This is a genomic window from Microbacterium hydrocarbonoxydans (assembly GCF_023715885.1).
Taxonomy (GTDB): Bacteria; Actinomycetota; Actinomycetes; order Actinomycetales; family Microbacteriaceae; genus Microbacterium; species Microbacterium hydrocarbonoxydans_C.
The window spans coordinates 11,990-25,452 of record NZ_JAMBOY010000007.1 but is presented as its reverse complement, the minus strand read 5'-3'; the positions used below and the strand labels follow the sequence as shown (position 1 = coordinate 25,452).

Below are 13,463 nucleotides of genomic sequence, written 5' to 3'. Positions count from 1 at the left end.
CATGAGCGTCGTGGAACACCCCGCACGATCCGCCGCGCTCGCGGGCGCAACCGATCCGCGCCTGACCGTCCGCAACCTGCACGTGGGATTCAACCGCGACGGCGAGACCCGCAGCGTCGTGCGTGACGTGTCCTTCACGCTCGGGGCAGGGCGGTGCGTCGCGATCGTTGGCGAGTCCGGATCAGGCAAGAGTGTCACGGCCCGCACCCTCGCGGGGCTGACCGGGCACGGCGCCGTCGTCGAAGCGCAGGAGATCTCCCTCGGCGGGGTGGATCTTACCGCGCAGACCGACCGGTCCTGGCGCGGCATCCGTGGCCGGCGCATCGGATTCATCCAGCAGGATGCTCTCGTCTCGCTCGATCCGCTGCGCCCCGTCGGGCGCGAGATCGAGGAGGCGCTGCGGCTGCACGGATGGCGCGACCGCCCAGCGCGGCGACGCAAGGCGGTCGAGCTGCTCGCGAGCGTCGACGTACCGAACCCCGAACTCCGTGCGGGGCAGAGGCCGGGCGAGCTGTCGGGCGGACTGCGGCAGCGCGCTCTGATCGCGTCCGCGATCGCCCTCGACCCCGAGGTGATCATCGCCGACGAGCCGACCACCGCGCTCGACGTCACGGTGCAGGCGCAGGTGCTGTCGCTGCTGGAGGACGCGAAGGCCCGCGGTGCGTCGATCATCCTGATCAGCCACGATCTGTCGGTGGTGGCGCAGCTCGCCGACGACATCGTCGTGATGCGGGGCGGGGAGGTCGTCGAGCAGGGCGCAGCCGCGCAGGTGCTCGGCGCGCCGCAGCACGACTACACGCAGAGCCTGGTCGACGCCGTGCCGAGCGGACACACCCGCGGTGAACGCCTCGCGCCGCAGCAGATCACCGTTCCGAACCTGCACCTGGCTCGACCGTCGTCGGGGGAACGTGGCGAGCCGGTGCTCGAGGCGCGCGACCTCGTGAAGCGCTTCGTCGCCCCGGACGGACGACACAGCACCGCTGTCGATCACGTGTCGTTCACGCTGCACCGCGGCGAGACGCTCGGGATCGTCGGCGAATCGGGGTCAGGGAAGAGCACGACGGCCCGCATCGCGCTCGCGCTGGAGACCGCGGATGAGGGAGAGGTCCGACTGCTGGGGTCACCCTGGTCCGGAGTCTCCGAGCGGAAGCGACGTGCGCTTCGCCCCCGCATCGGCGTCGTCTACCAGGACCCGCTGAGCTCGTTCGACCCGCGCTGGAACACCGAGCGGATCCTCGTCGACGCGATCCCTGTGGATGCCGGTCTCACCCGTCGCCAGCGGGAGCAGCGGGTCGTCGACCTGCTCGCGCAGGTCGCGCTGCCGGCATCCGTGCGCGAGCGCTTCCCGCTGCGGCTCTCGGGTGGACAGCGCCAGCGCATCGCGATCGCGCGGGCTCTCGCGACATCGCCCGAGATCCTCGTGCTCGACGAGGCCGTGTCGGCGCTCGACGTATCGGTGCAGGCGCAGGTGCTCGACCTGCTCGTCGATCTGCAGGACGAGTACGGCCTCAGCTACCTCTTCATCTCGCACGACCTCGGTGTGATCCATCACCTCAGCGACCGCGTGCTCGTGATGAAGGACGGCCGTGTCGTCGAAGAGGGCGACGCCGAGCGGATCTTCCGCGACCCCGAGCACCCGTACACCCAGGAACTGCTGCGATCGCTGCCCAGGCTCGAGGCCGAGGGCCGAGACGGTGTCGCGCAGACCCATCCGTGGCGGGTCTGTCACGATCGACAGGTGAGCACATCCGCAGACGACCCCCAGATCGGCCCGCTGGACGTCGATGCCGCCGCACTCGCCCGGGCCGGCGAGCCTTTGCAGGCGCTTCTCGACCGCCTGGGAGTACCGTTCGATCCGGATGCCGCTGAGGGCGCTCCGGTCGCGGGCTGGCGAGTGCTCAAGAGCACGACGACAGGGTCGGTCGTCGTCGGATCGCCGACCGATCCGGACGGGACGCAGTGGCGCATCGCCGAGGTCGATGTCGAGGCGTCCGGTGCATCGCGCCCGCCGGTCAGAGTCCACCCCGACACGATGCCGTTGCGCCCGAGCCGGGCCGAACGCGCGGCCGGGCTCGCCATGCGCTGGCCGCCGTTGAGCGCAGGTGAGGCCGCGCGGGGAGTGTTCGTGATCGATGTCGTGAACGATGGGACCACGCGGTGGTGGCCCGACGGGGATCCGTTCCTCGCCGTCGGGCTGGTCACCGCCCCTGGCGTCCAGCCGGGCGCAGTGAGCTTCGGCTACCTCAGCGGGGAGAACGTCGCAGTGCCGCTCGACCCGGGCGAGTACGCGCGCATCCACGTGCGTGTCGATGACGAACAGTGGGCTGATCGCGACGCCGGGACATACGAGCTGCACGCGATGCTCGCGACTCTTCCCGTACGGACTTCTCGCCCGTTGACCGTCGAGCTCACCGCGGAGCAGATCGAGTCCCGTCGTGCTCGCGTCGAGGCGCGGGGCCGGAGGGGTGCCGAGTCGGCGGAGATGCGAAGGCACCGACGGGAGACTCAGCGGCAACTGGCCGCGGGCGTCTCGCAGCTGGAGGAGATCGCGCGCATCGTCGTCGGCTCCGCGACGGTGGAGGACGCCGTCACCACGCTGAAGCCGCTGTTCGACGGCGATCCGAATGCCGCGCGCACAGTCGTCTACGCGTCTCTGTCGCAGTTCACGAAGTCCGAGATCGCGCGTCTGACGGACGATGCGCGCGACGCGGACGGAGAACGCCTGCGATAGCGGGAGTGCGCCGGAACGAACTCAGGAAGCCTCGGCCTCGCCGCGAGTCTGTAACCCCGTAGGGCGCCGGAGACACGCGCCCTTACCGTCGCGCCATGTCAGCAGAGCAGCGCGCAGCGAGTACGGACCCCTTCCTGGCAGCGGACGGACCCATCCCGTCGAACGATCGCGCACGCGCGGCGTACTCGAAGCGCAACCTCTGGTCGGGAATCCTCTTCGGCATCGGCCTGGTGGCATTCATCGACGAAGCCGTCTTCCACCAGCTGCTGCACTGGCATCACTTCTACGACCTTTCGACGACGGAGGTCGGACTCGTCTCAGACGGCTTCTTCCACGCTGTGAGCTGGTTCGCCACGATCGCCGGACTCTTCCTGCTCGCCGATCTGCGACGACGAGGGGCGTTCTGGCCGCTGCGCTGGTGGGGCGGCGTGCTGCTCGGGGCGGGAGCCTTCCAGCTGTACGACGGCGTCATCCAGCACAAGGTGCTGGGCATCCACCAGATCCGCTACGTTCCAGACCTCATCGTGTACGACCTCGCCTGGGGGATCCTCGCGGTGCTGCTGCTCGTCGTCGGCGGCATCCTCACCGTGCGCACGCGGCACAGCCGCATCCCAGTCGGGTGACCGTGCACGACCACTCCTCGGGTACCGGGATCAGCTCGGACGTCATTCTCGCCCTCCCGTTCGCATTCGCCCTCGTCTTCTATGCCGCGTGCGCGTTGGTTCAGTGGCGCCGCGGGCGATCGTGGCCCTGGTATCGCAGCGCGGCGTGGGCGGCGGGAATCGTCACGGCCGCATCCGGCTTCGTTGGCCCGCTCGCGGGGGCCTCCCACGGCGACTTCGTCGCACACATGTGGACGCATCTCCTGGTCGGCATGGCGGCACCGCTGCTGCTCGTGCTCGGCGCACCGGTCACGCTGATCCTGCGGTCGATCGACGTCGGTGCCGCTCGACGGGTCTCGCGGGCGCTGCGCAGCTGGCCTGCTCGATTCTTCAGCGCTCCGGTCACTGGCGCGATCCTCACCATCGGCGGGATGTGGATGCTGTACGCCACTCCGCTCTACGCCGAGATACAGGGCGGCGTTCTGGTGCATCTCACGATCATGACCCATCACCTCCTGGCCGGATACCTGTTCACCGCAGCGATCATCCCCGTCGATCCGGCACCGCATCGGGCCGGTTTCGCCCTCCGGACCGTGGTGATGATCGTCGCGCTCGCCGCACACGGCATCCTGGCGAAGACCCTCTACGCCCATCCCCCGGCGGGAGTGAGCGCAGTCGAGGCGCAGGCCGGAGCACAGTTGATGTTCTACGCCGGGGACATCATCGACGCGGTGATCATCGTCATCCTCTGCGCGCAGTGGTACCGCGCGTCGGGAAGGGACCTGCCAAGGAGCGAGCGGCGCCCTTCCACGTTGCCGAGGGCCTCCCGTCCACGGATCGCCCCGCGTCACAATTTTCCGTGACCAAACCGTTGCATTCGTTATCTCGCCGTTATAGAGTGATCGCACGGTGAATGTTTGCTGTGGCATCCACCTCATGTGATTGCAGGACACTCTTGGTGCAAGGGACAAGGGCCGGTCGGGAGCCTCTCCGACCGGCCCTTTACTGTTGCCGTACTCTTTTCCCATGACCGATCGCAAGCTCGCCCTCGAGGCCTGGGAGAGCCTGTTCCGCGCGCAGCACGAGCTGTTCACCGAGATGAACGCCGACTTCGACCACTCCGACCTCGGGCAGGCCGAGTACGACGTGCTCCTCACGGTCACCCGCTCCCCCGACATGTCCGCACGGCTGCGCGACGTCACCGCCAACATGCTCATCAGCCAGCCGAGCGTGTCCAGACTTGTGGACCGGATGGTCTCACGCGGCCTCGTCGAGAAGTGCCCCGACCCCGAAGACGGTCGCGGGGCGCTGATCCGGGCGACGGATGCCGGCGCCAGAGCGTTCCGCAGCGTCGCGACCGTGCACGGCCGATCGATCGCCTCACGGATGTCGGTGCTCGACGACGAAGAGCTGCGCACCCTGCGCGACCTGGCGCAGAAGCTCCGCGGGCGCTGACGCGCAGCATCCGCTGCCCGCTAGCCGCGGGCATCCCCCGTAGCCGCGCAGGCGGCATCCGCCTGCCCCCATCGCCGCGCGCGACGAAGGAGATCTCGCGTAACGAAGGAGCATCCGAGGACTGAGGTCCTTCGATACGCGTGTTCTCCTCCGCAGCCGGTCCGGAGGAACCGAACGGTCCCCGGGGGAATTCTCCCCGCGCGGTCACGAGCCGGTTTCTGGCAGGGTGGAACCGAGTCCCGGCATCTCGCGCCGGGACCGCGGACCACCCCCTCGGGGGGACCAGGGAGGTCATCCATGGAGATCGCCGGAATCGTCGGCATCCTCGTCATCGTCGGGATCGCGGTCGTCGCCGCCGTCGTCATCCTGCTCATCCTGCTGCTGTTCGCTCGCAGCTGGATCAAGGTCGCGCGGGCTGACGAGGCACTCGTCATCTCGGGCCGCAAGCAGAAGGTCGCGCGCGCCGTCATCGGCGCCGACGGCACGACGCGCGACGAGATGTCGGAATCGCCTGTCACCGTGATCGTGAACGGCAAGTCGCTCGTCAACCCGATCACGCAGCGCCACGAGATCATCTCGCTGCGCTCGCGCCAGGTGTCGCTGAACGCCGAGGCGCAGTCGCTCGACAACGTCACACTCAACGTCGACGGCGTCGCGATCGTGAAGATCGGCTCGGACCCGGTGCTCGTGCGCCGTGCGGCCGAGCGGTTCGCCTCGCAGGACGCGGCGATCGAGCAGTTCACCACCGAACAGCTCGAAGGTGCCCTCCGCGGCATCGTGGCGACGCTGTCGGTCGTCGAGCTCATGCGCGAACGCAAGAAGTTCTCGGATCAGATCGCCGCCGACGTCTCGCAGGAGCTCGCCGAGCAGGGCCTCATTCTCGACTCGTTCCAGATCAAGGGCATCACCGACAAGGTCGGCTACATCCAGTCGCTCGGTGCTCCCGAGATCCAGGCGAAGCGCCAGTCGGCCGAGATCTCGCAGACGAACGCCGACCGTGCGATCAACCAGAAGAACATCGCCAACCAGGAAGCCAACCTGGTCGAGCAGACCGCTCTCGACACCAACACCGCCAACGCGAGCGCCGGCATCGGTCGCGCCCGTGCCGAAGCGGAGCAGGCAGAGCAGCTCGCCCGCGCCCAGGCCGAGCAGGCCGTTCTGCAACAGCAGGCCGAGAACAAGCAGGCCCAGCTCGACGCCGACGTCAAGCGCGTCGCCGACGCGCAGCGATACGAGGCCGAGACCCGCGCCCAGGCCGAGCTGTACACCCGTGAGCGCGCCGCCGAAGCCGCCGCGATCGAGCAGGTCAAGCAGGCCGAGGCCCGCACCCGCATCGCCGAGCAGCAGGCCCAGGCCGACAAGGCGAAGGCCGACGGTGAGGCTGCGGCCGCCATCGCCCGTGCGACCGGTGAGGCCGACGCGCTGCGCGCCCAGGCCGAGGCCGAGTCCGAGGCACGTCGTCTGCGCGCGAACGCCGAGGCCGACGCCATCCGCGCCGAGGGTGAAGCCCGAGCAGCCGCCGTCGAGGCCGAAGCGAAGGCCATCGCGTCGAACCAGGACGCGTTCCTCTCGCAGCGGGTGCTCGAGACCCTGCCGGCCATCATGGCCGAGTTCGCGAAGGGCTACTCGACGATCGGCAGCGTCTCGATCATCGGCGGCTCCGGCGAGGACGGAGCGTCGAACGTCGTGGGCGCCGACAGTGCCAAGGCGCTCAAGTCGGTGTTCGACAGCGTCAGCTCCGCCACCGGACTCGATCTCGCGTCGATCATCCAGGGCCAGGCCGTCGGACGCGGCATCGGCGAGGGAGTGGCAGCGGCATCCGCATCCGCTCCCGCGAAGCGCACGCCGAAGCCCACCACGCCTCCGCCGCCCGCACCGCCGGCTCCCGCCGCGGAGTAACAGCACACGAACAGCGGATGCCGCGGCCCGACGGGTCGCGGCATCCGCTGTCTCCGGCTCGCAGCCTCCGACCCGGCAGACTGGAGGCATGACGTCCGCCGCTTTCGACCTCGCCGCGGTCGGCGTGGGGCTGTCGTTCGCGGAGGCGATCGACGACCTCGAACATGCTCTCGACGGCAGTCAGGCCGTGGTCGTCAGCGCCCCGCCCGGCACAGGCAAGACGACCCTCGTGCCACCACTGCTGGCAAACCGGTCGAGCGGACGCGTCATCGTCACGCAACCGCGCCGCGTCGCCGCCCGCGCCGCGGCCCGTCGCCTCGCACAGCTCGACCGTTCCTCGGTGGGCGACCGCGTCGGATTCACAGTGCGCGGCGAGCGCGCGGTCGGCCGATCCACCCGGATCGAGTTCGTCACGGCCGGCGTGCTGCTGCGACGGATGCTCGATGACCCCGGGCTCGACGGAGTCGATGCCGTGATCCTCGACGAAGTGCACGAACGAGCCCTCGAGACCGACCTGCTCATCGGTCTGCTCTCCGAGGTGCGCGAGCTGCGCGACGATCTCTCGGTCGTGGCGATGTCGGCCACTCTCGACGCCGAGCGCTTCGCCGCCGTCCTCGGCGCGGACGACGCGCCCGCTCCGATCGTCGACCACGACGTGCCCGCCTTCCCTCTCACCGAGCGCTGGGCGCCGAGCTCCGCGCCCCGCCTTGACGAGCGCGGCGTCACCTGGGCGTTCCTCGACCACGTCGCGCGCACTGCGGCATCGGCTGCGCGCGATGTCCGGCACGATGACCTGTCGGCCGACGTGCTCGTCTTCGCACCCGGTGCCCGCGAGGTCAGCGAGATCGCCCGCCGCATCTGCGCCACCGCCGACGGCTTCGACGTGCGCGAGCTTCACGGGCAGATCTCCGCGCCGGAACAGGATGCCGTGATCCGCGGCCGCGCGCCCGACGACCGCCCGCGCATCATCGTCACGACCTCGCTCGCGGAGTCGTCGCTCACCGTGCCCGGGGTGCGGCTCGTGGTCGACAGCTGCCTCGCGCGGCATCCGCAGCGTGACTCCGCCCGCGGCATGACCGGACTCGTCACAACCGCCGCTCCCCGCTCGTCGTGCGTGCAGCGAGCCGGACGCGCCACACGCCAGGGCCCGGGGACGGTGATCCGCTGCGTCGATGAGCGCACCTACGCCGCCGCCCCAGCCCGACCCGCACCGGAGATCGCCGTCGCCGACCTCGCCGATACCGCGCTGCTGCTCGCCTGTTGGGGCGCGCCGGGCGGGGTCGGTCTGCGGATGGTCGACCGACCGCCCGCCGACAGCCTCGCCGACGCGGTCGCGGTGCTGCGGGGCCTCGGCGCACTCGACGAGGACGGGCGCGCCACCGACGAGGGGCGCGCGCTCGCCCGCATCCCGACCGATCCCCGTCTCGCTCGGGCGCTCCGCGACGGCAGTCCGCTGGTCGGCGCGCGCCTCGCCGCCGAGGTGGTCGCACTGCTCGGCGGCGACCTGCGCATCGCTGACGCCGACGTCGCACAGGCCCTGATCGCGCTACGTGGCGGGCGGACGCCGGATTCCCGCCGCTGGCGCAGCGACGCGGACCGCCTCGAACGGCTGGTGCCGCCGACGCGCGGCATCCACTCCGATCTCGACGGCACGGGACTGGTGATCGCCCTCGCCTTCCCCGAGCGCATCGCGCAGCGCGTGGAGCGCACGGCCGACGGCGCGACGTTCCTGCTCGCCTCCGGCACCCGTGCGGGCGTGCGGGGTGCACTCGCCGCGGCCGAGTGGATCGCAGTGGCCGATGTGGCCCGTGCGTCCGGACGCGCAGCGGCAGGCTCCGGCGCGATCGTCCGCGCCGCGGCAGCCCTCACCGAGCCGCAGCGCGAGATCGCCGCAAGCCACCTCATGACCGACCGGGTCGAGGCGGAGTTCGTCGGCGGACGCGTGCAGGCCAGACACGAACGGCGTATCGGAGCGATCCTGCGGTCGTCGGCCGCGGTTCGGCCGACGACCGACGAAGGACGGGATGCCGTGCGGCGAGCACTCCGACGTGACGGCCTCGCGGTGTTCCCCTGGTCGGAGTCGGCGGACGCGCTACGTCGTCGGTTGGCGCTCCTGCACCGGGAGCTCGGCGATCCCTGGCCGGATGTGACGGATGCCGGACTGCTCGAGGCCCTCGACACCTGGCTCGCGTCCGAGCTCGACGCTCTCGCGGGCGGCACCCCCGCCGCCCGGATCGACCTCGCGAACGCGTTGCGCCGCCTGCTCCCGTGGCCCGCGGCGAGTCGCTTCGACGACCTCGCGCCCGAGCGCCTGGAGGTTCCGACCGGATCGCGCATCCGGATCGACTACCCCGCGATCGACGACGAGTCCGCCCGCCCGGTCGTCGCCGTCAAGCTTCAGGAGTGCTTCGGGTGGGCCGAGACTCCTCGACTCGTCGACGGACGAGTGCCGGTGCTGTTCCACCTGCTCTCCCCGGCCGGTCGTCCGCTCGCCGTGACCGACGACCTCGCCTCGTTCTGGTCGGGGCCCTATGCGCAGGTGCGCGCGGAGATGCGCGGGCGGTATCCGAAGCATCCGTGGCCCGAGGATCCGTGGGCGGCCGCCCCGACCCGATGGACGAAGAACCGCACGGCGCGCGAATCGGGGTAGGCGTTTCGTCTCGCCGACCGCAGCTCTAGCGCGTGCGGCGGCGCAGGGTGAGCGAGGCGAGCGCCAGCGCACCGACGCCGAACGCGACGACGACGAGCAGCGGTCGGTAAACGTCCCACCCCTCGTCTCCGGCAGCGACCGCGTTGATGGTGTCGATCGCGTAGCTGAGCGGCAGCCAGTCCGAGATCGCATGGAGCACGTCGGGCATCTGATCGCGCGGCATGAACAGGCCGCCGAGGATGATCTGCGGGAACACCAGCAGCGGCATGAACTGCACGGCCTGGAACTCCGTCTGCGCGAAGGCGCTGGCCAGCAGGCCGAGGGCCGTGCCGAGGAGGGCGTCGACGACCGCGACGAGGCCCAGCTGCCACAGCTCGCCGTCGAGGTCGAGCCCGCACACACCCACCGCGAACGACACCGTGATGACCGCCTGCAATAGGGCCATGAGTCCGAAGGCGAGCGCGTAGCCGAGGATGAAGTCGGCCTTGTCGAGCGGTGTCGTCATGAGCCGCTCGAGCGTCCCCGACCGCCGTTCCCGCAGGGTCGTGATGGACGTGATCAGGAACATCACGATGAAGGGGAAGAGCGCGAGGATCGCTCCGCCGAACTGATCGAAGACGCCGTCCTGGTCACTGAAGAGCCACGCGAACAGGCCGACCAGCAGACTCGGTGCGACGAGCATGAGGGCGATCGAGCGCGGATCGTGCCGCAGCTGTTCCAGCACGCGGCCGGCGGTCGCCAGCATCCTGCGCGCGTTCATTCCCCGGCCTCCCCTCGCTCGCGTCGGGTCATCGGATGCCGCGTGGCCGCATGCGCGCGATCGTCCCGCTCGATCAGGGCGAGGAACGCCGCGTCGGGGTCTCTCGTGCCGGTGTCGTGGAGCAGCGCGGTCGGCGTCGTGGCGGCGATGATGCGCCCCGACCGCATGAGCAGCAGGCGGTCGCAGCGGATCGCCTCGTCCATCACATGACTCGACACGATCATCGTCACGCCGCGCTCGGCGAGTCCGCGGAACAGCTCCCACAGCTCCATCCGCAGCACCGGATCGAGTCCGACCGTCGGCTCATCGAGCACGATGAGATCGGGCGAGCCGATGAGTGCCATCGCGAGCGAGACGCGGGTCGCGTGTCCGCCGCTCAGCGACTCGACGAGCTGCGAGCTCTGCGGCTCGAGTCCGACGTCCGCGAGCACCCGGTCGACGTCGGTCTTCGTCGCGCCGAGCACGCGCGCCAGGTACGACAGGTTCTGCCGCACCGTCAGGTCGCCGTACACCGCGCCGCCCTGTGTGCCGTAGGCGACGCGATGGCGCAGCGTTCGCGAGCCGCCGGGTTCGCCCAGCACGGTCACGGTCCCCGAGCTGATGCGCTGGACTCCCACGATCGATCGCATGAGCGTGGTCTTGCCGCATCCGGACGGACCGAGCAGCCCCGTGATCTGCCCGCGCGGGATCGTCAGGTCGACGCCGTCGAACACCGCGGTCCTGCCCCGGCGCACGTGGAGCCCCGTGACCTCGACCGCCGACTCACTCGTCATGCGATGACTATGCTCCTGGCAGCATGACCCGGTCAACGACCCCCGCGAGGATGTTCAGGCCAGGAGGTGTCGCAGGTAGCGGGGCGGGTCCTGCAGGAATGAGCGCCAGTGGTTCACGAGAGCGAGATCCTGCCACTCGGCCGGACGGATGCCCCACTCCCCGACCTCCAGGATCTTCGCCCCCGGCAGCGCGGCGAGCACCGGCGAGTGCGTCGCGCAGAGCACCTGTCCGCCTTCGTCGACGATGCGCTGCAGCACGGCGATGAGTGCGAGCGTGGACTGGAACGACAGTGCGGCCTCGGGCTCGTCGAGGCAGTAGAAGCCCGGCTCGTCGAAGCGGCTCTCGAGCACAGCGAGGAAGGACTCGCCGTGGCTCATCTCGTGGAACGGCACGTCGGGCGCCCTGGTCGACGGGTTGTCTTCGAGATACGTGTAGAACGAGTGCATCGTCTCGGCGCGCAGGAAGAAGCCCCAGCGGTTCGACCCGACTCCTCGCTGGAGCCGGATCCATTCCGACAGGGGCGACTCGGTCGGCCGGGTCGTGTGCCTGGCATTCCGCGATCCCCCCTCGGGGGAGAGACCGTAGGCGACCGCCACGCCTTCGACGATCGTCGACTTGCCGCTGCCGTTCTCCCCCACGAGGAAGGTCACTCCGGGATCGAGATCGATTCCCTCGCGCAGCACCTGGGCGACGGCGGGGATGCTCGTGGGCCAGCGACCGTCGGGATCGGGCGCGAACTCGTTCGGCCGCACCGCCACGATCGGCTGCTCGCGCCTGCGCCTGCTCCCCGGCTCCCAGATCGACTCCATGCCTCCGACGCTACGTGCGGCCGCGGACATCGGCATCCTCCGTCCCCGCCGCCGACCGACCTGCACGCCGTCCGCCCACCTGCATGCCGGGATCGGCCCATCCGGCCCTGCATCCGGGTTTTCGACATGCAGATCGGCACGCGGGCGGGCAGGGCCGCCGGGTATGCAGGTCGGATCGGCCGGTAGCGCACGCGCCCCGCTCAGCACTCGATGACGTTGACCGCGAGGCCGCCTTCGCTCGTCTCCTTGTACTTCGTCGACATGTCCATGCCGGTCTGGCGCATGGTCTCGACGACCGCATCCAGCGACACGTAGTGGCTGCCGTCGCCGCGCAGAGCGAGCCGAGCGGCCGTCACGGCCGTCGAGGCGGCGATCGCGTTGCGCTCGATGCACGGGATCTGCACGAGACCGGCGATCGGGTCGCACGTGAGTCCGAGGTGGTGCTCCATCGCGATCTCCGCGGCATTCTCGATCTGCCGGTTCGTGCCGCCCATGACGGCCGTGAGCCCACCGGCGGCCATCGCGCACGCCGACCCGACCTCGGCCTGGCACCCGCCCTCGGCTCCCGAGATCGACGCGTTGGCCTTGAACAGCGAGCCCAGCGCGGTCGCGGTGAGCAGGAATCGACGGATGCCCCGGCGACGATTCGCCTCGGCGACCGCGTCGGGGTCCTCGATCGCTCCGACCGCGACGAGCGACGCCTCCGCGCCGAAGCCGAGCAGGGCGCTGCCGACGAGTTCGCCGTACGGCGTGACGGCATTGCCCGCGCCGAGGCCCGAGTCGGCGAGGAACCGCCACCAGTACATCGCAACGGCGGGGAGGATGCCGGCCGCGCCGTTCGTCGGTGCCGTGACCACGCGTCCGCCGGCCGCGTTCTCCTCGTTCACCGCGAGCGCGAACGCACCGAGCCACTCGCCGGGGAGCTCGCGGTGCCCGTCGGCCTCCACCTCTTCGAGCTGTTCCCGGATCAGGCTCGCCCGGCGCTTGACCTTGAGGATGCCGGGCAGGATGCCGTCGCTGTGCAGCCCCGCGTCGACGCAGCCCGACATCGCGTCCCAGATGGCGTCGAGACCGGCGGCGACCTCCTCCTCGCTGCGCACCGCCGTCTCGTTGAGTCGAGCGACCTCGGCGATCGAGAGACCGTGCTCGTCGCACAGCGCCAGCAGCGATGCCGCGTCGGCGTACGAATACGGCAGCGGGGCCGTGGCGAGCTTCGCCTCCTCCCCGTCACGGCGAATGAAGCCGCCGCCGACCGAGTAATAGGTCTCCTCCGCCACGACCGTGCCCTCGGCATCCCACGCGGTGATCGTCATCGCGTTCGGATGACCGGGCAGCCGCGTGCGCGGAGCGAAAACGATGTCGTCCTTGGTGAATGCCACCTCGTGCGAGCCGTCGAGCAGCAGGTGTCCTCCTGCGGGAAAGTCCGTCCAGGCCGAACGCACGGCGGCCGGATCGCAGGTCTCGGGTTCGAGACCGCGAAGTCCGGCGACGACGGCATCCGGAGTGCCGTGCCCGATGCCGGTCGCGCCGAGCGAGCCGAACAGGGTGCAGCCGACGCGCGAGACGCGATCGATCGCGCCTGTCGCCGTGAGCCGCCTGGCGAACTCCAGCGCAGCTCTCATCGGCCCGACCGTATGGGAGCTCGAGGGTCCCACTCCGATGGAGAAGAGGTCGAAGGCCGAGACGTACGCTGTCACTCATCCAGCGTACGTCGTCGAGCGGATGCGATCGTCAAGCCCCTTCCCGCGGCGGCGAGCCCGCGGCATCCTGAACCCGTCCACCC

The 13,463-nt window shown here is 70.3% G+C and carries 10 protein-coding genes; 6 read left to right on the top strand and 4 right to left on the bottom strand.

The genetic code is table 11. The features are described 5' to 3' along the window. Position 1: 1 nt before the first annotated feature. The 6 genes from M3195_RS17150 to hrpB all read left to right on the top strand — a co-directional run bounded on the left by M3195_RS17150 (position 2) and on the right by hrpB (position 9,337). Positions 2-2,731 carry an ABC transporter ATP-binding protein gene (locus M3195_RS17150; protein ID WP_308211599.1) on the top strand — a complete coding sequence of 910 codons (2,730 nt, stop codon included), beginning with the start codon at positions 2-4 and terminating at the stop codon, positions 2,729-2,731. A 95-nt stretch (positions 2,732-2,826) separates the two neighbouring features. Continuing rightward, entirely contained in the window at positions 2,827-3,354 is a 528-nt protein-coding gene (locus M3195_RS15625) for a DUF2243 domain-containing protein (RefSeq protein WP_251588941.1), read from the top strand. Continuing rightward, a complete protein-coding gene (locus M3195_RS15620) occupies positions 3,351-4,196 on the top strand; it encodes a cytochrome c oxidase assembly protein (protein WP_251588939.1) in 846 nt (281 codons plus the stop codon). The genes M3195_RS15625 and M3195_RS15620 overlap by 4 nt, the downstream gene beginning before the upstream one ends. 163 nt (positions 4,197-4,359) lie before the next feature. Further along, the gene (locus M3195_RS15615) at positions 4,360-4,788 is read left to right on the top strand and encodes a MarR family winged helix-turn-helix transcriptional regulator (RefSeq protein WP_096713326.1); all 429 of its coding nucleotides are present in this window, start codon (positions 4,360-4,362) and stop codon (positions 4,786-4,788) included. 297 nt (positions 4,789-5,085) lie between these two features. Next, positions 5,086-6,687 (top strand): SPFH domain-containing protein, encoded by a 1,602-nt coding sequence (locus tag M3195_RS15610; protein WP_251588937.1) that lies wholly within the window; start codon positions 5,086-5,088, stop codon positions 6,685-6,687. 88 nt (positions 6,688-6,775) lie between these two features. After that, entirely contained in the window at positions 6,776-9,337 is a 2,562-nt protein-coding gene (gene hrpB / locus M3195_RS15605) for an ATP-dependent helicase HrpB (protein WP_251588935.1), read from the top strand. 25 nt (positions 9,338-9,362) lie between these two features. Here hrpB and M3195_RS15600 read toward each other — a convergent pair whose 3' ends face one another. The 4 genes from M3195_RS15600 to M3195_RS15585 all read right to left on the bottom strand — a co-directional run bounded on the left by M3195_RS15600 (position 9,363) and on the right by M3195_RS15585 (position 13,377). Beyond that, on the bottom strand, positions 9,363-10,097 hold the full coding sequence (locus tag M3195_RS15600) for an ABC transporter permease (protein ID WP_251588933.1): 735 nt from the start codon (positions 10,095-10,097) through the stop codon (positions 9,363-9,365). Continuing rightward, complete coding sequence (locus M3195_RS15595; protein WP_251588931.1) at positions 10,094-10,870, bottom strand: ABC transporter ATP-binding protein; 777 nt, start codon at positions 10,868-10,870, stop codon at positions 10,094-10,096. Before M3195_RS15595 ends, M3195_RS15600 begins: the two co-directional genes overlap by 4 nt. A gap of 54 nt (positions 10,871-10,924) precedes the next feature. Then, on the bottom strand, positions 10,925-11,680 hold the full coding sequence (locus tag M3195_RS15590; RefSeq protein ID WP_251588929.1) for an AAA family ATPase: 756 nt from the start codon (positions 11,678-11,680) through the stop codon (positions 10,925-10,927). A 200-nt stretch (positions 11,681-11,880) separates the two neighbouring features. Further along, entirely contained in the window at positions 11,881-13,377 is a 1,497-nt protein-coding gene (locus tag M3195_RS15585; RefSeq protein WP_251588927.1) for an L-serine ammonia-lyase, iron-sulfur-dependent, subunit alpha, read from the bottom strand. Positions 13,378-13,463: the final 86 nt, after the last annotated feature.

Bases quoted from the DNA above. Each gene is read 5' to 3' on its own strand.
- M3195_RS17150 (WP_308211599.1), top strand. From the start codon at position 2: ATGAGCGTCGTGGAACACCCCGCACGATCCGCCGCGCTCGCGGGCGCA.
- M3195_RS15625 (WP_251588941.1), top strand. From the start codon at position 2,827: ATGTCAGCAGAGCAGCGCGCAGCGAGTACGGACCCCTTCCTGGCAGCG.
- M3195_RS15615 (WP_096713326.1), top strand. From the start codon at position 4,360: ATGACCGATCGCAAGCTCGCCCTCGAGGCCTGGGAGAGCCTGTTCCGC.
- M3195_RS15610 (WP_251588937.1), top strand. From the start codon at position 5,086: ATGGAGATCGCCGGAATCGTCGGCATCCTCGTCATCGTCGGGATCGCG.
- hrpB (WP_251588935.1), top strand. From the start codon at position 6,776: ATGACGTCCGCCGCTTTCGACCTCGCCGCGGTCGGCGTGGGGCTGTCG.
- M3195_RS15600 (WP_251588933.1), bottom strand. From the start codon at position 10,097: ATGAACGCGCGCAGGATGCTGGCGACCGCCGGCCGCGTGCTGGAACAG.
- M3195_RS15595 (WP_251588931.1), bottom strand. From the start codon at position 10,870: ATGACGAGTGAGTCGGCGGTCGAGGTCACGGGGCTCCACGTGCGCCGG.
- M3195_RS15590 (WP_251588929.1), bottom strand. From the start codon at position 11,680: ATGGAGTCGATCTGGGAGCCGGGGAGCAGGCGCAGGCGCGAGCAGCCG.